Annotated in this window: 18 protein-coding genes and 1 pseudogene; 12 read left to right on the forward strand and 7 right to left on the reverse strand. The window is 62.5% G+C overall.

The window, feature by feature from the left end; all coding sequences use genetic code 11:
• The first annotated feature begins 41 nt into the window (after positions 1-41).
• Both AYM40_RS09325 and AYM40_RS09330 read left to right on the forward strand, forming a co-directional pair.
• Entirely contained in the window at positions 42-968 is a 927-nt protein-coding gene (locus AYM40_RS09325) for a CysB family HTH-type transcriptional regulator (protein WP_063495974.1), read from the forward strand.
• A gap of 221 nt (positions 969-1,189) precedes the next feature.
• Positions 1,190-2,233: an asparaginase gene (locus tag AYM40_RS09330; protein WP_063497931.1), complete on the forward strand. Its 1,044-nt coding sequence runs from the start codon at positions 1,190-1,192 to the stop codon at positions 2,231-2,233.
• A 159-nt stretch (positions 2,234-2,392) separates the two neighbouring features.
• On the opposite strand, the gene AYM40_RS09335 is transcribed toward AYM40_RS09330, so the two are convergent.
• The 4 genes from AYM40_RS09335 to gcl form a co-directional block, all read right to left on the reverse strand.
• Entirely contained in the window at positions 2,393-2,794 is a 402-nt protein-coding gene (locus AYM40_RS09335; protein WP_063495975.1) for a DUF3597 domain-containing protein, read from the reverse strand.
• Positions 2,795-3,352: 558 nt separating this feature from the next.
• The gene (locus tag AYM40_RS09340; RefSeq protein ID WP_063495976.1) at positions 3,353-4,261 is read right to left on the reverse strand and encodes a 2-hydroxy-3-oxopropionate reductase; all 909 of its coding nucleotides are present in this window, start codon (positions 4,259-4,261) and stop codon (positions 3,353-3,355) included.
• Positions 4,262-4,345: 84 nt separating this feature from the next.
• Entirely contained in the window at positions 4,346-5,155 is an 810-nt protein-coding gene (gene hyi, locus AYM40_RS09345) for a hydroxypyruvate isomerase (RefSeq protein ID WP_063495977.1), read from the reverse strand.
• Between the two features lie 133 nt (positions 5,156-5,288).
• Positions 5,289-7,064 carry a glyoxylate carboligase gene (gcl, locus tag AYM40_RS09350; RefSeq protein WP_063495978.1) on the reverse strand — a complete coding sequence of 592 codons (1,776 nt, stop codon included), beginning with the start codon at positions 7,062-7,064 and terminating at the stop codon, positions 5,289-5,291.
• Positions 7,065-7,380: 316 nt separating this feature from the next.
• Here gcl and AYM40_RS09355 point away from each other — a divergent pair, with 316 nt between their 5' ends.
• The 10 genes and pseudogenes from AYM40_RS09355 (at position 7,381) to AYM40_RS09400 (ending at position 15,155) form a co-directional block, all read left to right on the forward strand.
• Positions 7,381-8,295 carry a LysR family transcriptional regulator gene (locus tag AYM40_RS09355; RefSeq protein WP_063495979.1) on the forward strand — a complete coding sequence of 305 codons (915 nt, stop codon included), beginning with the start codon at positions 7,381-7,383 and terminating at the stop codon, positions 8,293-8,295.
• 126 nt (positions 8,296-8,421) lie between these two features.
• A pseudogene (locus AYM40_RS09360) lies at positions 8,422-9,151 on the forward strand (RNA polymerase sigma factor).
• Positions 9,141-10,076 (forward strand): anti-sigma factor family protein, encoded by a 936-nt coding sequence (locus AYM40_RS09365; protein WP_063495980.1) that lies wholly within the window; start codon positions 9,141-9,143, stop codon positions 10,074-10,076. Before AYM40_RS09360 ends, AYM40_RS09365 begins: the two are co-directional and overlap by 11 nt.
• A 300-nt stretch (positions 10,077-10,376) precedes the next feature.
• Complete coding sequence (gene rpsF / locus AYM40_RS09370) at positions 10,377-10,751, forward strand: 30S ribosomal protein S6 (RefSeq protein WP_006048823.1); 375 nt, start codon at positions 10,377-10,379, stop codon at positions 10,749-10,751.
• Between the two features lie 50 nt (positions 10,752-10,801).
• Complete coding sequence (gene priB, locus AYM40_RS09375) at positions 10,802-11,101, forward strand: primosomal replication protein N (protein ID WP_028196682.1); 300 nt, start codon at positions 10,802-10,804, stop codon at positions 11,099-11,101.
• Between the two features lie 2 nt (positions 11,102-11,103).
• Positions 11,104-11,379: a 30S ribosomal protein S18 gene (gene rpsR, locus AYM40_RS09380; RefSeq protein WP_012432802.1), complete on the forward strand. Its 276-nt coding sequence runs from the start codon at positions 11,104-11,106 to the stop codon at positions 11,377-11,379.
• A gap of 27 nt (positions 11,380-11,406) precedes the next feature.
• Positions 11,407-11,859 (forward strand): 50S ribosomal protein L9, encoded by a 453-nt coding sequence (gene rplI / locus AYM40_RS09385; protein ID WP_063495981.1) that lies wholly within the window; start codon positions 11,407-11,409, stop codon positions 11,857-11,859.
• A gap of 145 nt (positions 11,860-12,004) precedes the next feature.
• Entirely contained in the window at positions 12,005-13,390 is a 1,386-nt protein-coding gene (locus AYM40_RS09390; RefSeq protein WP_063495982.1) for a replicative DNA helicase, read from the forward strand.
• A 128-nt stretch (positions 13,391-13,518) separates the two neighbouring features.
• Entirely contained in the window at positions 13,519-14,145 is a 627-nt protein-coding gene (locus AYM40_RS09395; protein ID WP_063495983.1) for a DUF47 domain-containing protein, read from the forward strand.
• Entirely contained in the window at positions 14,145-15,155 is a 1,011-nt protein-coding gene (locus tag AYM40_RS09400) for an inorganic phosphate transporter (RefSeq protein WP_063495984.1), read from the forward strand. Before AYM40_RS09395 ends, AYM40_RS09400 begins: the two co-directional genes overlap by 1 nt.
• 159 nt (positions 15,156-15,314) lie before the next feature.
• Here AYM40_RS09400 and AYM40_RS09405 read toward each other — a convergent pair whose 3' ends face one another.
• From AYM40_RS09405 to AYM40_RS09415, 3 genes are all read right to left on the reverse strand, one after another.
• Entirely contained in the window at positions 15,315-16,121 is an 807-nt protein-coding gene (locus AYM40_RS09405) for an SDR family oxidoreductase (RefSeq protein WP_063497932.1), read from the reverse strand.
• Positions 16,122-16,265: 144 nt separating this feature from the next.
• Positions 16,266-17,303 carry a C40 family peptidase gene (locus tag AYM40_RS09410; RefSeq protein ID WP_063495985.1) on the reverse strand — a complete coding sequence of 346 codons (1,038 nt, stop codon included), beginning with the start codon at positions 17,301-17,303 and terminating at the stop codon, positions 16,266-16,268.
• Positions 17,304-17,502: 199 nt separating this feature from the next.
• Positions 17,503-19,383 (reverse strand): PhoH family protein, encoded by a 1,881-nt coding sequence (locus tag AYM40_RS09415; RefSeq protein ID WP_063495986.1) that lies wholly within the window; start codon positions 19,381-19,383, stop codon positions 17,503-17,505.
• Positions 19,384-19,653: the final 270 nt, after the last annotated feature.

Here is a 19,653-nt window from a genome sequence, read left to right on the forward strand (position 1 = left end):
AACTCTAATAACTCAACTCTGGATCAACCGGAGACATACAGATGAACTTTCAGCAATTGCGCTTTGTGCGCGAGGCCGTGCGTCAGAACATGAATCTGACTGAGGTGGCGAACGTGTTGTACACGTCGCAGTCGGGCGTATCGAAACAGATCAAGGACCTGGAGGACGAACTCGGCGTCGATATTTTCATCCGGCGCGGCAAGCGTCTGACGGGTCTCACCGAGCCGGGCAAGGCGGTGCATCAGCTAATCGAGCGGATGTTGCTGGATGCGGAGAATCTGCGCCGCGTCGCACGCCAGTACGCCGATCAGGACAGCGGCCACCTCGTCGTGGCGACGACTCACACGCAGGCGCGTTACGCGCTGCCGAAGGTAATTCGTCAATTCACCGAGGTGTTCCCGAAGGTGCATCTGGCGCTGCGCCAGGGCAGCCCGCAACAGATCGCTCAGATGATCATCAACGGCGAAGCGGACATCGGCATTTCGACCGAGGCGCTCGACCGCTTTCCTGATATCGTCACCTTCCCGTGCTATTCGTGGCATCACGTCGTGGTGGTGCCGAAGGAGCATCCGCTGGTCGGGCGCGAGAACCTGACGCTCGACGAGATCGCCGAATTCCCGATCGTCACCTACGACCAGGACTTCACGGGCCGCTCGCACATCGACCAGGCGTTCGCGAAAGCGGGTGCGCTGCCCGACGTCGTGTTGACCGCAATCGACGCCGACGTGATCAAGACTTACGTCGAACTCGGCATGGGCATCGGCGTGGTGGCGGCCATGGCTTACGATCCGAAGCGCGACACGGAACTGGTCGCGCTGGATACGCAGCACCTGTTCGAGGCGAGCACGACGCGGGTTGGCTTGCGCAAGGGCGCGTTCCTGCGCGCGTATGCATACCGGCTGATCGAAATGTTCGCGCCGCAGTTGAACGAAGCGGAAATCGCCGCGCAGCTGCGCGAAGCGGTTTGAGGCTTGCGCCGGATCGGCATGGTTCGGCACGGGGCACGAACGGCGTCGCGTGAATTCGTTGCGGCGCCAGCGCGAACTTCATGCGGGCTGCGGCTGGCCGTGATGCAAACGCCGCGCAAACTCGTGGCGCACAGAGCGCTGGCCTCATCCAGTTCCGAAATCAACGGACATCCGTTTTTTCACGCATGGCGGCGCGCGGCGCATCGCTTACAATCGCCGCCATGAATACTTCGACTTCTTCCTCCGCCACGCCTTCAGACGAAGGCGCCACGCCGCCGCTGCCACGCATCGCCGTGCTGGCGACCGGCGGCACGATCGCCGGCGCGGCCGCGGACGCCACCAACACATCGGGCTACCAGGCCGGTGTGGTCGGCGTCGAGCAATTGCTGGCCGTGGTGCCTGCCTTGTCCACGGTGGCGCGCATCGCGCCCGAGCAGATTGCCAGCGTCGACAGTAAAGACATGGAAATGTCGCTGTGGACCACGCTCGCGCAACGCATCAACACGTTGCTCGCCGACGATGACATCGACGGCGTGGTGGTCACACATGGCACCGATACACTCGAAGAAACCGCTTATCTGCTGCATCTGACGATCAAGTCGGACAAGCCGGTCGTGCTGACGGCAGCCATGCGCCCGGCGTCGGCGCTGTCCGCCGATGGTCCGCTGAATCTGCTGAACGCCGTGACGGTTGCGGCGCACACGGGTTCGCGCGGGCAGGGCGTGCTGGTGGCGTTCAACAACAAGATTCACAGCGCACGCGACGTGGTCAAGACGAGTACATATGCAGTCGATGCCTTCCAGTCTCCGGATATCGGCGCGCTCGGCTGGGTGCAGGACGGCCGCGTCGAATTTCAGCGCAGCGTGGTGCGTCCGCATACGCTCGCGACCGAATTCGTGATCGGCGCGAAGTGGCCGCATGTGGAGATCATCGTGAGTTACGCGGGCGTCTCGCGCATTGCCGTGGATGCGTTGGTTGCTGCTGGTGTGCGCGGTATCGTCGTGGCGGGCACGGGTAACGGCTCGATTCACGCCTCGGTGCAGCAGGCGCTGGCCGATGCCGCTTCGCAAGGCGTCGCGGTGGTGCGTGCGTCGCGCGTGGGTTCAGGGCATGTGATGCGCAACGGCGCGGCCGCCGACGACGCACTCGGTTTCGTCAGCGCAGGTTCGCTGAATCCGTACAAAGCGCGCGTGCTGCTGATGCTGGCATTGGCCGCGGGCGGGACAGGGCCGGTTGCGTTGCAGAAGACTTTCGATACGTACTGATTGATGTGGCGCGGGCGGCCCGGTTCAAAGTCAGAACCGTGTCCCGCACATGAAGCTTGAATGACAACGCGGCGCCCAGGTCATCGACCCGGGCGCCGCGTTGTCGTTTCAGCTTAAGGTTGATCGCTATCGGCGGAAACAGGCGAGGCCGGCAAGCAGTTAGGCCGCGAGATCCGGAGGCAATTTCCCGCCGTTCGCCGCCAGCGCTTGCATCACCTGTTTGTGCAGCCAGATGTTCATGCTCGCCGAGTCGTTCGTGTCGCCGCCGTACTTCAGTTCCTGTGCGAGCTGCTTGCGATGCTCGAGGCTGCTGTCGACACCGAGCGCTTTCAGCGTGTCGACGATCGACGTGCGCCAGTTCAACGTTTGCCCGCTCTCACTCACGAACTGGTCCATGACGGCAGCGACGTCGACGTCGGCCAGCGGCGCGGGCGCCGGTGTAGCCTCCGGTGCAGCAGCTTGCGCCGCTGCCGGATCCGGTGTCGGCTCAACCGCAGGCGCAGGCTGGTCGGGCTTCGCTTTGCCGAAGAGCTTGTTTACGATGTCACCAAAGATGCTCATTCTGAATCCTTTGCAGATGGGTTACCGGCGCAAGCACATTCCGCTCACGGGTTGAACACTGGTTGGGAGTCGGGCGAATGAAGCAGAGCACATGCGCTGCAATGATCGGCAAGCCGCACGTGATCGCTGATGCGCCTGCAACCAGACTCAACGAGTGTAGGAGAAAAGCGCGGACCGATGTGTCAAAAAAGGTCGTGCCGCGGGCGCGCAGTTGCAAGCAAATGCAAGCAAATGCAAGCGGACTTGCGAGCACACGTGCGAGGAGACCTGCAAGGAGAGATGCTGGCAGGCGGCATGCATGATGCAGCCGCTGCGAGAGATTGGCGGAAAACGCATAAGTTTGAAATCCGACAGCCGGACACCCGACGACGACGTCTGACCGACCAAGGCTTCCCCGGCGCCGCCGGGTGCCGCTGCGGACCCCACTTGCCGCTCTCAGCCCAGAGCGGCACGATTTGCCCGTTCCGCCGACGATGCTTCACGACGGTCCGGGCGCCCCACCTGCGATTGCCATGACGTTGACGGTGCAACGATCACGGCAGTCTGTGTCCGTTTGCTTCAGGCCGCCTTGGCTTCGCTACCCGGCGCTTGCGCGACTTCGTAGTTCGCCATGATTTCGAGCGCGCGCACCATGGCCGAGTGATCCCATGCCTTGCCGCCGTTCGCCGCGCATACGCTGAACAGTTGCTGCGCGCTTGCCGTATGGGGCAGGGCGATACCCAGCTTGCGTGCGCCGTCGAGTGCGAGGTTCAGATCCTTCTGGTGCAGCTCGATGCGGAAGCCCGGATCGAACTTACGCCTGGTCATACGCTCGCCATGCACTTCGAGAATGCGCGACGAAGCGAAACCGCCCATCAGCGCCTTGCGCACACGTTCCGGATCGGCGCCCGAGCGCGATGCGAACAGCAGCGCTTCAGCCACCGCTTCGATGTTCAGCGCGACGATGATCTGGTTTGCGACCTTGCAGGTTTGACCTGCGCCGTTGTCGCCGATCAGCGAGATATTCTTGCCCATCAGTTCGAATAGCGGCAAGGCCTTGGCGAAGGCCTTCTCCGGGCCGCCCACCATGATCGTCAGCGACGCTTCACGCGCGCCGACTTCGCCGCCGGACACCGGTGCATCGAGGTAGTCCGCGCCCAGCGCGTTGATCTTCTTCGCGAAGGCTTGCGTATCGAGCGGCGAGATCGAGCTCATGTCGATCACCAGCTTGCCCTCTGTGAGGCCGGCGGCGACGCCGTCGTCGGCGAACAGCACGTTGGCGACGTCAGGCGTGTCCGGCACCATGATGATGACGATATCGGCGGCCTGTGCCACTGCGGTCGAATTGGCGACTACGGTGGTCGTCTTGCTCAGATCTTCCGGCACCGGGTACGCGCCATTCACGAACAGCGTGTGGCCGCCCTTGATGAGGTTGCGCGCCATGTGCGCGCCCATGATGCCGAGGCCGATGAAACCGATCTTTGCCATGTGTCTAAATCTCCAGTGTTGTTTGGGGTCCCGCAGGGGGACTTCCTTCGGGGCGTGGTGTGCCTGATGTGATCAATGAGTCGATCAGGCAGCGGCGTGGGCCGCGCCGCGGGTTTGCCCGGCCACGCTCTGCAGCCAGCCGAGGCCGGCGGCGGTGGTCGTGCGCGGTTTGTATTCGCAACCGACGTAGCCTTCGTAGCCGAGCGAATCGAGCAGGTCGAACAGGAACGGGTAGTTGATTTCGCCGGTGCCCGGCTCGTTGCGGCCGGGGTTGTCGGCCAGCTGGATGTGCGCGATCTGCGGCAGATTCTTTTTGATCGTTGCCGCGAGTTCGCCTTCCATCCGTTGCATGTGATAGATGTCGTATTGCAGGAACAGATTGTCCGAACCCACCGCGCGAATCACGTCGAGGCCTTCGCCCGAACGGTTCAGCGCGAAGCCGGGGATGTCGTACGAATTGCACGGCTCGACCAGCAGCTTGATGCCGGCTTTTTTCAGTTCGCCCGCGGCGAAACGCAGGTTGTCGACGATCGTCGAGCGTGCCTTGTCCGCATCGACGCCGACCGTCGGAATGCCAACGAGGCAATTCAGTTGCGGCACCGTCAAAGCCGTCGCGTATTCGATCGCACGGCCGACACCTTCCTGAAACTCGCCCACGCGATCCGGCAGGCACGCGATGCCGCGTTCGCCCGCTTCCCAGTTGCCCGCGGGCAGGTTGTGCAACACGAGCTTGAGACGGTTCTGTTCCAGACGCTCGCCCAATTCGGCGATCTGATACGGATACGGAAACAGGAATTCAACGGCGTTGAAGCCCGCCTCCGCTGCTGCCGCAAAGCGGTCGAGGAACGGGACTTCGTTGAACAGCATGGTGAGATTCGCTGCAAATTTCGGCATGGTGCTTTTTTGTCTCGCTGGTCGGTCAGTGGAATAACTTCATGAGGCGGCTCAGGGGTGCCGAGCCGCGCTCATGTGATGCTCATCGGGCCAAAGCGCGCGCATTGGAGCGCCCGTCAAAGCGTCTGAAAGTTCAGTCGAGCATGCTGATTGCCGTCGGCGCGTCTTCGCGCCTCTCGGCCAGATCTTCGAACTCGTTGATCGCGTCGATCTCGGTGCCCATCGAAATGTTGGTCACGCGTTCGAGGATCACTTCGACGATCACCGGCACGTTGAACTCGGAGAGCATCGCTTGCGCTTTCAGCAGCGCCGGCTTCAGTTCTTCCGGCTTGAACACGCGGATCGCCTTGCAACCCAGGCCTTCGGCAACCGCGACGTGGTCCACGCCGTAGCCGTTCGTTTCCGGCGAGTTGATGTTCTCGAAGCCGAGTTGCACACAGAAGTCCATCTCGAATGCGCGCTGTGCCTGGCGAATCAAACCGAGGTACGAGTTGTTCACCACCACGTGCACGTACGGCAGCTTGAATTGCGCGCCGGCTGCCAGTTCTTCGATCATGAACTGGAAGTCGTAGTCGCCCGAGAGCGCGACGATCGGCCGTTGCGGGTCTGCTGCGCGCACACCGAGCGCTGCCGGAATCGTCCAGCCGAGCGGGCCTGCCTGGCCGCAGTTGATCCAGTTACGCGCCTTGTAGACGTGCAGGAATTGCGCGCCGGCGATCTGCGACAAACCGATCGTGCTCACGTAGCACGTATCGCGGCCGAACACCTGGTTCATCTCTTCGTACACGCGCTGCGGCTTCATCGGCACGTTGTCGAAGTGCGTCTTGCGCAGCATCGTCTTCTTGCGTTGCTGGCAATCGGCGACCCATGCGCTGCGGTCCTTCAGCTTGCCGGCGGCCTTCCACTCCTTCGCCACTTCGACAAACAGTTCGAGCGCGGCTTTCGCGTCCGACACGATCCCGAGGTCCGGTCCGAACACGCGGCCGATCTGCGTCGGCTCGATGTCCACATGCACGAACTTACGGCCCTTGGTATAAACCTCGACGCTGCCCGTGTGACGATTCGCCCAGCGATTGCCGATGCCGAGCACGAAGTCGGAGGCGAGCATCGTCGCGTTGCCGTAGCGGTGCGACGTTTGCAAGCCGACCATGCCGGCCATCAGCGGATGGTCGTCGGGAATCGCGCCCCACGACATCAGCGTCGGAATCACCGGCACGCCGACGGTTTCGGCGAATTCGACCAGCAGGTCTTCAGCGACTGCGTTCAGCACGCCGCCACCCGAGACGATCAACGGCTTTTCAGCGTCGTTCAAAAGCTTCAACGCGGCTTCGATCTGTTTGCGGGTCGCTTTCGGCTTGTAGACCGGCAGCGGCTCGTACGTGTCGATGTCGAATTCGATTTCGGCGAGCTGCACGTCGATCGGCAGGTCGACCAGCACCGGACCCGGACGGCCCGAACGCATCAGGTGGAAGGCCTGCTGGAACACGCGCGGCACCAGCGCCGGTTCGCGCACCGTGACGGCCCACTTGGTGACCGGCTTGGCGATCGATTCGATATCGACGGCCTGGAAGTCTTCCTTGTACAGACGTGCACGCGGCGCCTGGCCCGTGATAGCCAGAATAGGAATCGAGTCGGCCTGAGCGGAGTACAAACCGGTGATCATGTCGGTGCCGGCGGGGCCCGAGGTGCCGATACACACGCCGATGTTGCCCGGCTGGGCGCGCGTATAGCCTTCGGCCATGTGCGACGCGCCTTCGACGTGACGCGCCAGCACGTGGCTGATGCTGCCTGCCTTGCGCATAGCCGAGTAGAACGGGTTGATTGCTGCGCCCGGAACGCCGAATGCGGTGTTGATGCCTTCTTTTTCGAGCACCAGCACGGCTGCGTCGACGGCTCTCATCTTGGCCATGAATGTCTCCTGAATGTCTTGGATGGGCGAATCGGTGGGGTAACGAATTCGCTGACGGATTTGCAAACCAAAAGGTGTTGATCGAACTGTAGGCTTCACCGAAAGGTTTGATAAGATCAGTCCAGGTCGCTTATTTCGAAACAAAAAGTATGGAATGGCGCGTGGCTTTGCGCGGCTGGGTCGGGCGGGTGCGGAGCGCGACGCCTGGGGCGCGGCGAGCAGAGGGAGGCGGGAGCCGCGATCCGGAAGCTGGCCCCGTGAAGCCGAAAGCGCTGAACCCCGAGCCGTTGGCCCCGGGGCGCGAGAGGAGACAAACATGGACCGCTTCAAACAAATCGAAACTTTCGTGCGCGTCGCCGACGCGGGCAGTCTCGCGGCGGCCGCGCTGGAAGAGGGCGTGTCGCCGGTGATTCTCGGGCGCCGCATCGACGCGCTGGAAAAGCGCCTCGGCGTGAAGCTGATGTACCGCTCGACTCGGCGCCTCGTGGTCAGCGAAGACGGCGCGGCGTTTCTCGAGCGCTGCCGCGGCCTGCTGACCGAATGGGACCAGGCGGAAAACGAACTGAGCGCCGGACGGCGCGCGGTGAACGGCCATTTGATCGTGTCGGCGCCGGCCGCGTTCGGGCGCAAGCACGTTGCACCGCTCGCGCCGGCTTTTCTCGCCGACAAGCCGGAGTTGCAAGTGTCGTTCAACCTGACCGACCGCGTCGTGGATCTGGTGCGCGAGGGTTATGACCTGTCGATCCGGATCGGCGGCGTAGTCGATCCAAATTTCGTCGCGGTAAAGCTGGCGTCGAACCGGCGCGTGGTCTGCGGCACGCCGGACTATTTCCGTAAGTACGGCAAGCCGAAAACGCTCGAAGATCTGCCGCAGCACAACTGCCTGGCGTTCAACCTGCAAGGCGGGCAGAACCGCGGCTGGTACTTCCGCCGCAACGGCAAGCTGGCGACGGTGCGGGTGGGCGGCACGCTCGACTGCAACGACGGCGAGCTGCTGCATCGTTGGGTATCCGAAGGGCTCGGGCTCGGCTGGCGCTCCACGTGGGAAATCCAGCAGCAACTGGCGCGCGGCGAGCTGGAAACCGTGCTGGACGAATTCGCACTGCCCGACTACGACATTCTGGCGGTCTATCCGCAGCAGCGTTATGTGCCGGCCAAGGTGCGCTACTTCATCGATTACCTGAAAGAGGTGTATGCCAGCGAGGATTACTGGAATCGCCCCACTTACTAGCACTAGCGGCTTGAATATTCGGATTCAAGACGCAGGCGGGAATAAACCCGGCACGTGACCGGTTATGCGTAATGAGCGAGTGAAAGCGAGTTACACAGCCTGGCTGCAACCTCCTGGAGGGCCGAGGTGGTCCAAACCGATTCAGACGCCGCCCGCGCGCACGTCAATGCCGACGCCGATGCAGCAAGGAGCCGCCGTTTTCAGGAACTGGCGCTGCCGCACCTCGACGCCGCGTACAACCTGGCGCGCTGGCTGTGCGGCAACGCCAACGATGCCGACGACGTGGTGCAGGAAGCGTTCATGCGCGCGTTCCGTTTCTTCGATACCTTCCGGGGCGACTCGGCGCGGCCGTGGCTGCTCGCGATCGTGCGCCGCACCTGGTACACGGAGTGGCGGCGGCGCGCGTCGTCGCACGAGACGGTGGAGTTCGACGACACCATGGACGACGCCACCTTCGAAGGCTGGAGCGCGGGCGGCGCGGATCCGCAGACACTCCTGATCCGCAACGAGGATACGAAGCTCGTGCACGATGCGCTCGCGCAATTGCCGGTCGAGTACCGCGAGGTGCTGATCCTGCGGGAGCTTGAAGAAATGGGTTATCGCGAGATCGCAATGGTGGCCGACGTGCCGATCGGCACGGTGATGTCGCGGCTCGCGCGGGGCAGGCGCAAGCTGGCCGCGCTGCTGACGGCGAAGCAAGGGGGGAGCCGGTTCGCCACGCGCCACGATGCCGGGCGCATGCACGCCATCCACGGCTTCCGTCACGCCACTCCGGGCGGCCTCCAACGGCCGTCCGCCCAACAACCCCGGCGCAAGCGCCGCCGGCTTAGCTCAGGAGACGCCAGATGGACTGTAACGAAGCGCGGCCGCTCCTCGATGCGAACGCCGACCACGAATTGCCCGCGCCAGACGCTCAGCGCGTCCAGCAGCACATCGAGCGCTGCGACGCCTGCCGGCGCGAAAGCGAAAATCTGCATACGTTGAGCGAATCGCTGCGCGCGGCTCCTTATCACCGCGCGCCGGCGTCGCTGCGGGCCCGGATTGTCGCGGGACTGCCTGGGACGGACGATGCCATTGCCACGACGACGCAGGTTCCAGCCGGCGCGACCGTTAAACCTCCGCCGCGTCAGCGGCGCTGGCTCGCGTGGATCGATAGCTGGCTGAACGGCTGGCGTGGTCCGCAGGGCGGCTTTGGCGGCCTGGGCGCTGCCGTTGGCTCGAACAGACTGATTGCGCAAGGCTGGCTGGCCGCGCTGGTCGTCGGGCTGTGCGCCGTGGCCGCGGGCGTCACGCTAAGTCTGCGCCGCCCGGCGGAGTTCGCGCCGTTCGCCGACGAACTGGTCGAGAGCCACGTGCGCGCGCAGGTGTCGGGGCGCGACATCGACGTGATTTCGACGGACAAGCACACGGTCAAGCCGTGGTTCAACGGCCGGCTCGACTATTCACCGCCGGTCGAGGACCTCGCGGCGAGCGGCTTCGCGCTGGAGGGTGGGCGGCTGGATTACCTCGCGCATCAGCGGGTGGCCGTGCTGGTGTACCACTACCGCAAGCACGTGATCGACGTGTACGTGTTTCCGGAGGCCGGCACCGGCGGAACGGGCCGCAGCACGGACGGCGCGGCCCCCGCGACGCTGGCCCGCGAAGGCTATTCGATCTCGCACTGGAACGCAGAAGGGATGACCTGGTGGGCGATCACGGACGCCGCGCCGGATGCGTTGAGCGGGTTGGAAGCGGCGCTGAAAGCCCGCCTGCAAGGCGGCGAGCGGACTGAGGGCGGCTAAAAGCAGCTGCGATCAGCGTTTTTAGCCGCCAGATCGCGCTGCAGGAGACACACGACGGCCTCCGGCGCGTTCGGGGCTTTGCCCGCCGGTTTCGATCGCCTTTTTGGTCACCGTAACCCACGGCGTCAGCCGCGACCACCCGTTAGCCCCTAAACCCTTGAAAACACACCCGATTCACGTGCCGCATTAACGGGATATCTTGCAACCCGGCCCCAATCGGGTTACACTCTTTGGCTTCTCACTTGCCACACCGGTTCCGACGCCCGGGTGGCTTTAATCCACAAGTCCCAAGGAGTGTGTATGCGTCATTATGAAATCGTCTTTATCGTGCACCCCGATCAGAGCGAGCAAGTGCCCGCCATGATCGAGCGTTACAAGAGCACGATCACGTCGCACGGTGGTCAGATCCACCGTATCGAAGACTGGGGCCGTCGCCAACTGGCCTACATGATCGAGAAACTCGCGAAGGCTCACTACGTCTGCATGAACATCGAATGCGACCAAACCACGCTCGACGAGCTGGAACACGCATTCAAGTTCAACGACGCTGTTCTGCGTCACCTGATCGTCAAGATGAAGAAGGCCGAAACCGGCCCGTCGCCGATGATGAAGGAAGTGCAGCGCGAAGAAGCCAAGAAGTCGGCTGCTACGCAACCGTCCGAAGCGCAGGCTTAAGACACACAATTTAAGCTACCAGATCAAGCGTCGCTCTCGTCAAAGGCTTCATGAACCGGCTGCAACTTACGGCCAGCGTCGTCGAACGCGAACCGGTGCGGTATACCCCCGCCGGCGTTCCGATTGCAGGCTGCACGTTGCACCACCGCACGGAAGTCGTCGAAGCCGGCATTGCCCGGCAAGTCGAACTGACCATGCAGGCGGTAGCCGCAGGCGAGGCGAGCGGTAAGCTGGAAGGCTGTCAGATGGGCGTGGAAACGCTCTTCACAGGCTTTCTGGCGAAAAAGCACCGCAACGCAAGAACACTGGTATTTCACATCACAGAATTGCAGGACATTGGAAAGGACTGAACATGCCCCGCCCGACTGGTAAGAAATTCGACAAGCGTCGTCAGCAACAAAATCCGCTCTTCAAGCGCAAGAAGTTCTGCCGTTTCACGGCCGCTAACGTCGATCACATCGACTACAAGGACCTCGAAACGCTGAAGGACTTCATCGGCGAAAACGGCAAGATCACGCCGGCGCGTCTCACGGGTACGAAGTCGCACTATCAACGCCAGCTGGACACGGCAATCAAGCGCGCACGTTTCCTCGCGCTGGTGCCGTACACCGACCAGCACAAGGCCTAACCCGACGACGCGATAAGGAGTATCCGAATGCAAATTATTCTTCTGGAAAAAGTCGTCAATCTGGGCAACCTGGGCGATATCGTGAAGGTCAAGGACGGTTACGCACGTAACTTCCTGATCCCGAACAAACAAGCTCGCCGCGCAACGAAGGAAGCCCTGGCTGAATTCGAAGTTCGCCGTGCTGAACTGGAAAAGATCGCCGCTGAAAAGCTGGCTATCGCTCAAGCTCAAGGCGAAAAGCTGGCAGGCTCGACGGTTCAGATCAATCAGAAGGCTGGCGTCGACGGCCGTCTGTTCGGCTCGGTGACGAACGCGGACATCGCTGATGCACTGGTCAAGCAAGGCTTCGCAGTGGAAAAGGCGCAAGTGCGTCTGCCGGAAGGCCCGCTGAAGCTGGTTGGCGACCACGCTGTTCAGATCTCGCTGCACACCGACGTTCTCGTCGATGTCAACGTGGCTGTGATCGGCGAACACGTCTAAGCATCAGTTAGCATCTGCCAGGTTGTTACTGGCAAAAGGCAGGGGCCGGGTGACCGGCCCCTGCCTTTTTTGTTGCCCGTTTCCGATGTATCGAAGTATCGGTTTTGATTTCCCTCCGCGCGCATTTACCCGATAATTCCTCTCCATGAACGCACCGTCCAAAGATCCCCAAATCGAGTCGCTGAAAGTCCCGCCGCATTCGATCGAAGCCGAGCAGTCGGTGCTGGGCGGCCTGCTGCTCGACAACGCGGCATGGGACCGCATCGCCGACTTCCTGTCGCAGAGCGATTTTTACCGGTACGACCACCGCATCATTTTCGAGCACATTGGCAAGCTGATCGCGGCGACGCGTCCGGCCGACGTGATTACCGTGTACGAGGCGCTCGGCACCTCGGGCAAGGCGGAAGAGGTCGGCGGTCTCGCCTACCTGAACGCGCTGGCGCAGAACACGCCGAGCGCGGCCAATATCCGCCGCTACGCGGAAATTGTGCGCGATCGTGCGGTATTGCGCCGCCTCGTGTCCGTGGCCGACGAAATTTCCGCCGACGCTTTCAATCCGCAGGGTAAGGAAGTCCGCCAGTTGCTGGACGAGGCGGAATCGAAAGTGTTTTCGATCGCGGAAGACGGTGCGCGCGGCACGCAGGGTTTCCTGGAGATCGGGCCGCTCCTGACCGAGGTGGTCGAGCGGATCGATACGCTGTATCACACCGCCAATCCGAGCGACGTGACCGGCACGCCGACTGGTTTTGTCGACCTGGACCGCATGACCTCCGGTATGCACGGCGGTGAGCTGATCATCGTGGCGGGCCGCCCGTCGATGGGTAAGACGGCGTTTTCGATGAATGTCGGCGAATATGTGGCGGTCGAGTACGGCCTGCCGGTCGCCGTGTTTTCGATGGAAATGCCGGGCTCGCAACTCACCATGCGTATGCTGGGCTCGGTCGGCCGGCTCGACCAGCACCGCATGCGGACTGGGCGCCTGACCGACGAGGATTGGCCGAAGCTCACGCACGCGGTGCAGAAAATGAGCGAGGCGCAGATTTTCATCGACGAAACCGGCGGCTTGAACCCGATGGAATTGCGCTCGCGCGCGCGTCGGCTGTCGCGCCAGTGCGGCAAGCTTGGGCTGATCATCATCGACTACTTGCAGCTGATGAGCGGTTCGTCGTCGGGTGAAAACCGTGCGACCGAAATCTCGGAAATCTCGCGTTCGCTGAAGAGTCTCGCTAAAGAACTCGACGTACCGGTGATCGCGTTGTCGCAGCTCAACCGCGGTCTCGAACAGCGCCCGAACAAGCGGCCGATCATGTCCGACTTGCGTGAATCCGGCGCTATCGAACAGGATGCGGACGTCATTCTGTTCATCTATCGCGATGAGGTGTACAACCCGGACAGCCCCGACAAGGGTACGGCGGAGATCATCATCGGTAAGCAGCGGAATGGTCCGATCGGCCCTGTTCGGCTCACGTTCCACGGCCAATTTACGAAGTTCGACAATTTTGCCGGCGCGCAGAATTTCTACAGCGAGTAAAGGGGCAACGGCTGGGATAAGGGCTGGGTCTGTCGTAACGACGCTTTCAAAAGTGCGGCATCGATCCCGGAACGGTACAATGTGGCGGTTTTATGTCAGTCATAATGTGACCAATTTTCGGGATCCCAATGTTCGGTCGTTTCATGCCCACCGAGGGCAAGTTCTTTGAAATTTTCAATGCGCACGCAACGTGCATCGTCTCGGCAAGCCGGGAACTCGAGCTGCTGATCGACAACCTGCAGGACGCCGAGACCCACAAGCAAAACGTGCAGAAGGCCGAAAAGGCCGCTGACAAGCTCACGCACGAAGCCATCGACCTGCTGCACAAGACCTTCATCACGCCGCTCGACCGCGACGAGATCCACAAGCTGATCACCACGATGGACGACATCCTCGATTTGATGGAGGACGTCGCCACCGCTATCTCGCTGTACGACGTGCAGGCGGTGACCTCCGAAGCGAGCCAGTTGGCGCATATCTGCACGGCCACCTCCGAGCGTGTGCAGTTCGCCGTCAGCCTGCTATCGGACATGAAGCAGGCGAGCCAGATCCTGAAGGCGTGCGAGGACATCGACCGTCTGGAATCCGAAGCCGACCGCGTGCTGCGCTCGGCGATGTCGAAGCTTTTCCGCGAAGAAGACGACGTCAAGACGCTGATCAAGCTGAAGGCTATTTACGAACTGCTCGAAACGATCACCGACAAGTGTGAGGACGTGGCGAACATCATCGAAGGCATCGTGCTGGAAAACGCATAATGCAATCGATACAACTCGCTATCTGGGTCGTCGCCGGCCTGGTCGCCGTCGCGCTGATTTTCGACTTCATGAACGGCTTCCACGACGCGGCGAATTCGATCGCCACGGTCGTGTCGACCGGCGTGCTGAAGCCGCAGCAGGCCGTGGCTTTCGCGGCGGCGTTCAACGTTGTCGCGTATTTCGTGTTCCACCTGAAAGTGGCGCAGACGGTCGGCAAGGGCACGATCGATCCGCATATCGTCGACCACTACGTCATTTTTGGTGCACTGGTCGGGGCAATCGGCTGGAACATCATCACGTGGCATTACGGTATCCCGTCCAGCTCGTCGCACGCGCTGATCGGCGGACTGGTGGGGGCGGCGCTGGCCAAGTCGGGCTGGGGTTCGCTCAATTTCGACGGCCTGATGAAGACGGTGGCCTTCATTTTCATCTCCCCGCTGCTCGGTTTCGTACTCGGCTCGTTCTTCATGCTCGCGGTGTCGTGGATCTACTTCCGTACGCCACCGAGCAAAGTGGATCGGCGCTTCCGGCGCTTGCAGCTGATCTCCGCTGGACTGTACAGCCTCGGACACGGCGGTAACGACGCGCAGAAAACCATCGGCATCATCTGGATGTTGCTGATCGCGACCGGCTACGCTTCGTCGATCGCGGACGCACCGCCGCTGTGGGTGATCGGTGGCTGCTATCTGTCCATGGGTATCGGTACGTTGTTCGGCGGCTGGCGCATCGTCCGCACGATGGGCCAGAAGATCACCAAGCTGAAGCCGGTCGGCGGTTTTTGCGCGGAGGCGGGCGGGGCGATCACGCTGTTCACGGCGTCGTGGCTCGGTATTCCAGTGTCCACCACCCATACGATTACCGGCGCGATCGTCGGTGTCGGCGCCACGCAGAAGTTGAGCGCGGTGCGTTGGGGGGTGGCCGGCAACATCGTCTGGGCGTGGATTCTGACGATTCCGGCTTCCGCGGCGCTCGCCGCAGCTGCCTGGTGGTTCGGCCACCGCTTCCTGTAAGCGCGCGCGGACCGCGAGGCTGTCAAACGGCCAGGCTGTCCGCGCTGTAAAGCCGCTAAAGCTGATAAAGCTGATAAAGCTGATAAAGCTGATAAAGCTGATAAAGCTGATAAAGCTGATAAAGCTGATAAAGCTGATAAAGCTGATAAAGCGCGCCGCTCAGATCAGCGGCGTGCTGCCTCCATCCATCGGGACGATTGCGCCCGTCACATAGCTCGCGCGGCGGCTCGCCAGAAACAGCGCGACATCAGCGATTTCCTCCGGTTTTGCATAGCGTCCGAGCGGCACTTTAGCCTGTCCGCGCGCTAACGCGTCCGCGCTGGCGATGCCTTGCTGCGACGCTTCCAGTTTGACCGCTTCCTCGACGCGCTCGGTCAGTGTCGAACCCGGATTGATTGCGTTGATACGGATGCCGTAGCGCGCGTAGTAGTGGGCGAGGCCGACGGTGGCGAGCATCAGCGCGGCATTCGCGGCGCCACCGGCGATATGGATATCGCTCGCGATCTTGCCGCCCATACCGATGATGTTGACGATCGTGCCGGGTGCGGCGCTGTCGCCGGCCTTCACGCGCTCGGCCATGCGCCGCAGCACTTCCTGCTGCGGGTAGATGTAGGGGAAATACTTGGCTTCCATGGTCGCGCGGAACGCTTCGGCGTCCAGCGTTTCCGGGTCATAGCGGCGGGCTGCGCCGGCGCTGTTGATCAGCACGTCGATGGGGCCGACCGCAGTGGTGACTTCCTCGACGATGTCCGCGGCACTGTGTGGTTCGTGCAGGTCGGCGCGGGTCCGATGCACGTGCAGGTCTTCCTGCTTCAACTGTTCGTAAGCGCGCGCGAGATTGGCGGGGTCGCGCGAAACGATTGCGACTTTCGCACCCTCGAGGGCGAACGCCCGGGCGCAGGCGAACCCGATCCCTTTGCTGCCGCCCGTGATCAACACTACCTTGTCTTTCAGCCCGAGATCCATCGTCATCACCCGCTGTCGGAAGAATATCGATGACGATAGCAGATCGGCAGCGCAGCGGGGATGGACTGGCTCGAGGTGCGGGGGCCGCGCGCCGGCACGTGACTAATCCTGGGCGGCAGGGCCACGAGCCACAAGCCCGCGCCGTTAGAAATTGCCGTTAGCGAAGCGTGCGATCGGGTCGTCGGTGGTTTGCGTGGGGGCAGGGATTCCACGCGACGCCGTCGAGGCACGCATGATCTGCACGTCTGCGTTCCCATCGGCTTGCTGAGCTTGCTGAGCTTGCTGAGCTTGCTGAGCTTGCTGGGCCTGCTGGGCCTGCTGAGCCTGGCGCGCGGCGACTGAAACGGGTGGGGGCGGTTCGAATGCATCGGCAGCGGCGTCGATCGGATCCGGCGCACGGGCGGCGACCGTTGGCGGTTCAGAGCGCGCAGCCGCCGTCTGCTGATTCGTAGTGCCTGCGGCGGCGTCGTACGCACTCGCTTGAGTGGCTGGCAAGGGCACCGGAGATACAGCGCCTGCCGCACGCGCCTGCATCTTCCCGACGCTCATGCCGGGCGGAGGCGGTTCGAACGGATCAGCTTGTGGCGCGGGTGTCGGCGCAGCAGCCTGATAGCTCGGTGTGTCGAACGGCGCCGGTGTCGCCGCTGGCGCTGCCACGCGACGAATGCCGTCGAAGCGCTTGGCCCAATACGGATTGGTGAGGTAGTCGAGCCGCACGGTGCCGCCCGTCGACGGCGCGTTGACGAAGCGCAGCTTGCCCACATAAATGCCGACGTGCGAATGCGCATGCCCGGTGGTATTGAAAAAAATCAGATCGCCCGGCGCGATCTCATCCGGTTCGATGGATTCTCCGCGGCCGCTCATATCCGCAGTCGTGCGCGGCAGATCCACGGAAGCGGCGCGTGACACCACGTAGCGAACTAATCCGCTGCAATCGAAGCCGCTATCGGGCGTATTACCACCCCAACGGTACGGAATGCCAACCAGACTCATCGCCTGAATGGAGATTTCCTCGCGGCCGATGCTGTGGTCGACGAAATTCGGGAAGCCCGGCGGCGGCGCATGATAGGCGCCGTTCGTGACCACGACCGATGAACCTGTCTCGCGCGACGTTTTTTGCGGCGCGCCGGCGCAAGCGGCGAGCAGCAAAACGGTCAGAAGCGAGAAAGCGAGTCGGCGCATGAAAACAAAGTGAGCGGTAAGGGCGGACGATTTCGGGATGGTAGCCCGGCGAACCTGGCTCAGGCAAGAATTCCTGACAAATTACTTGAAGTTTGCGCGCTAAGTGTGGTTGGAGCGGAACGTGCGGCCAATGAAAAAACCGCGTCCGGAGTGCTCCGGACGCGGTTTCATGGCAAAACAAAACTAAGGCGTTGAAGACTTAAAGAATTTCCGACGCGTAATCCGCGAGGCGCGAACGCTCGCCGCGCGCCAGCGTCACATGCCCGCTGTGCGCCCAGCCCTTGAAGCGGTCGACCACGTACGTCAGACCCGAGCTGCCTTCCGTCAGGTAAGGCGTATCGATCTGCGCGATATTGCCCAGGCAGATGATCTTCGTGCCCGGACCGGCGCGCGTGACCAGCGTCTTCATCTGCTTCGGCGTCAGGTTTTGCGCCTCGTCGATGATCAGATACTTGTCTACGAATGTACGGCCACGCATGAAGTTCATGCTCTTGACCTTCAGGCGCGAGCGGATCAGTTCCTGCGTGGCGGCGCGGCCCCATTCGCCGGCGGCGTCGTCGGTTTTCTGCAGGACTTCGAGGTTGTCGTCGAATGCACCCATCCACGGCTGCATTTTTTCCTCTTCCGTACCCGGCAGGAAGCCGATGTCTTCACCGACCGGCACCGTTGCACGCGTCACAATGATCTCGTTGTAGCGCTTGTCGTCGAGCACCTGAGCAAGGCCGGCCGCGAGCGCGACCAGCGTCTTGCCGGTACCGGCCTGACCCAGCAGCGTGACGAAGTCGATCTCCGGATTCATCAACAGGTTCAGCGCGAAGTTCTGCTCGCGATTGCGCGCCGTAATGCCCCACACGTTGTTCTTGTGGTGGCCATAGTCACGCAAGGTTTGCAGCAGCGCCGTCTTGCCGTTCAGTTCGCGCACCAGCGCATGAAACGTCGGCTCGCCGTTCTGCGGCTCCAGATAGACGAATTCGTTGACCAGCATCGAGGCGCACAGCGGACCCGTCACACGGTAATACGTGGTGCCGGTTTTGGTGTCCTGCCAGCTTTCCATGCCCTTCGCGTGCTTGGTCCAGAAATCCTGAGGCAACGCGCGGATGCCCGAGTACAGCAGATCGCTGTCTTCGAGCACCTGGTCGTTGAAGTAATCTTCTGCGGGTAGACCGAGCGCATGCGCCTTGATGCGCATGTTGATATCTTTCGACACCAGCACGACCTGGCGATCCATCCGGTCGCGCTGCAGCGCACGTACCACGCCGAGAATCTGGTTGTCGGCCTTGCCTTCCGGCAGGCCTTCGACCGGCTCGATGGCGGTGAGCTTGGTCTGGAAGTACAGGCGCCCGGATGCCTCACGGCTGCCGAGACGCGCCAGCGAAATACCGTCCGACATGTTGCCGGCGTTCGCCACCAACGCGTCCAGCGTGCGGCTCACCTGGCGCGCGTTACGCGCGACTTCGGACATGCCCTTCTTGTGGTTGTCGAGTTCTTCCAACGTCATCATCGGCAGATAGACGTCGTGTTCCTCGAAACGGAACAGGCAGCTTGGATCGTGCATCAGCACGTTCGTGTCGAGCACGAAGAGCTTCTGGACTTCGAGCGGGCCAGTGGACGCGCCGCGCTTCTTGCTGGTGCCACGCGTGCTGGGTGCTGCGGCTGCGGGCGTGCCTGCGGCCGGGTCTTTCGCGCTTGGCGTGCGCGCGACGACCGGCTGCGATTTGGCGGCGGGTGTGGCTTCAGCCGCTGGCTCGGTTTGCGGACGCGCAGCGGGCACCGGTTGCAGCAAGGCGGCGGTCTGCTTCGATTTGCGGCTGCGGGGCGCCGGTGCAGCTTGCCCGGCGGCGGACGCGGACGCAATAGAGGAAGCCGGCGAGGCCGGCACGGGCCGCAAAGTGGTCGCCGCATTGGCGGCATGCGCCATCGGCGTGGCGACGTTCGCGCGGCCGTAATCGGCCGACTCCGCGGATTCCCCTTCGACTGCCTGTTTCTTCACGGCGGAGCGCGCCGGCGTGGCGGCTTTGGCCTTGTATTCGTCAGGCGGCAGGAGATTGCCGAGCTTGCTGGGGGGGGTAGGCAAAGGCATGGTTTCCCTCGAAATAATCGGGTCACATTTCGTGCGCCGCCTGTCGCATTCTGCTGGTGCCAGTGAGTGCGCACGCAGTTTGCGCCCGGAGGCGCGCATTCGGTCTAGAGATGCCGGTTCGCCTGGTCTTCGATCGGCTCCTTAACGGAAGCGCGTGGCCGAGTGAACGAACGGCCGCGCGCAATTAAAAAAGCCGCCGCCCCGGCGTACGGGACAAGCGGCTCGCCTTCGGTTATCGCGTTGCGCCTCATAACTTCCACGGACCCGGAA

It is taken from the genome of Paraburkholderia phytofirmans OLGA172, assembly GCF_001634365.1.
GTDB lineage: Bacteria > Pseudomonadota > Gammaproteobacteria > Burkholderiales > Burkholderiaceae > Paraburkholderia.

Excerpts from the sequence above, each read along its gene's own strand:
- AYM40_RS09325 (WP_063495974.1), top strand. The coding sequence starts at position 42 with ATGAACTTTCAGCAATTGCGCTTTGTGCGCGAGGCCGTGCGTCAGAAC.
- AYM40_RS09330 (WP_063497931.1), top strand. The coding sequence starts at position 1,190 with ATGAATACTTCGACTTCTTCCTCCGCCACGCCTTCAGACGAAGGCGCC.
- AYM40_RS09335 (WP_063495975.1), bottom strand. The coding sequence starts at position 2,794 with ATGAGCATCTTTGGTGACATCGTAAACAAGCTCTTCGGCAAAGCGAAG.
- AYM40_RS09340 (WP_063495976.1), bottom strand. The coding sequence starts at position 4,261 with ATGGCAAAGATCGGTTTCATCGGCCTCGGCATCATGGGCGCGCACATG.
- hyi (WP_063495977.1), bottom strand. The coding sequence starts at position 5,155 with ATGCCGAAATTTGCAGCGAATCTCACCATGCTGTTCAACGAAGTCCCG.
- gcl (WP_063495978.1), bottom strand. The coding sequence starts at position 7,064 with ATGGCCAAGATGAGAGCCGTCGACGCAGCCGTGCTGGTGCTCGAAAAA.
- AYM40_RS09355 (WP_063495979.1), top strand. The coding sequence starts at position 7,381 with ATGGACCGCTTCAAACAAATCGAAACTTTCGTGCGCGTCGCCGACGCG.
- AYM40_RS09365 (WP_063495980.1), top strand. The coding sequence starts at position 9,141 with ATGGACTGTAACGAAGCGCGGCCGCTCCTCGATGCGAACGCCGACCAC.
- rpsF (WP_006048823.1), top strand. The coding sequence starts at position 10,377 with ATGCGTCATTATGAAATCGTCTTTATCGTGCACCCCGATCAGAGCGAG.
- priB (WP_028196682.1), top strand. The coding sequence starts at position 10,802 with ATGAACCGGCTGCAACTTACGGCCAGCGTCGTCGAACGCGAACCGGTG.
- rpsR (WP_012432802.1), top strand. The coding sequence starts at position 11,104 with ATGCCCCGCCCGACTGGTAAGAAATTCGACAAGCGTCGTCAGCAACAA.
- rplI (WP_063495981.1), top strand. The coding sequence starts at position 11,407 with ATGCAAATTATTCTTCTGGAAAAAGTCGTCAATCTGGGCAACCTGGGC.
- AYM40_RS09390 (WP_063495982.1), top strand. The coding sequence starts at position 12,005 with ATGAACGCACCGTCCAAAGATCCCCAAATCGAGTCGCTGAAAGTCCCG.
- AYM40_RS09395 (WP_063495983.1), top strand. The coding sequence starts at position 13,519 with ATGTTCGGTCGTTTCATGCCCACCGAGGGCAAGTTCTTTGAAATTTTC.
- AYM40_RS09400 (WP_063495984.1), top strand. The coding sequence starts at position 14,145 with ATGCAATCGATACAACTCGCTATCTGGGTCGTCGCCGGCCTGGTCGCC.
- AYM40_RS09405 (WP_063497932.1), bottom strand. The coding sequence starts at position 16,121 with ATGGATCTCGGGCTGAAAGACAAGGTAGTGTTGATCACGGGCGGCAGC.
- AYM40_RS09410 (WP_063495985.1), bottom strand. The coding sequence starts at position 17,303 with ATGCGCCGACTCGCTTTCTCGCTTCTGACCGTTTTGCTGCTCGCCGCT.
- AYM40_RS09415 (WP_063495986.1), bottom strand. The coding sequence starts at position 19,383 with ATGCCTTTGCCTACCCCCCCCAGCAAGCTCGGCAATCTCCTGCCGCCT.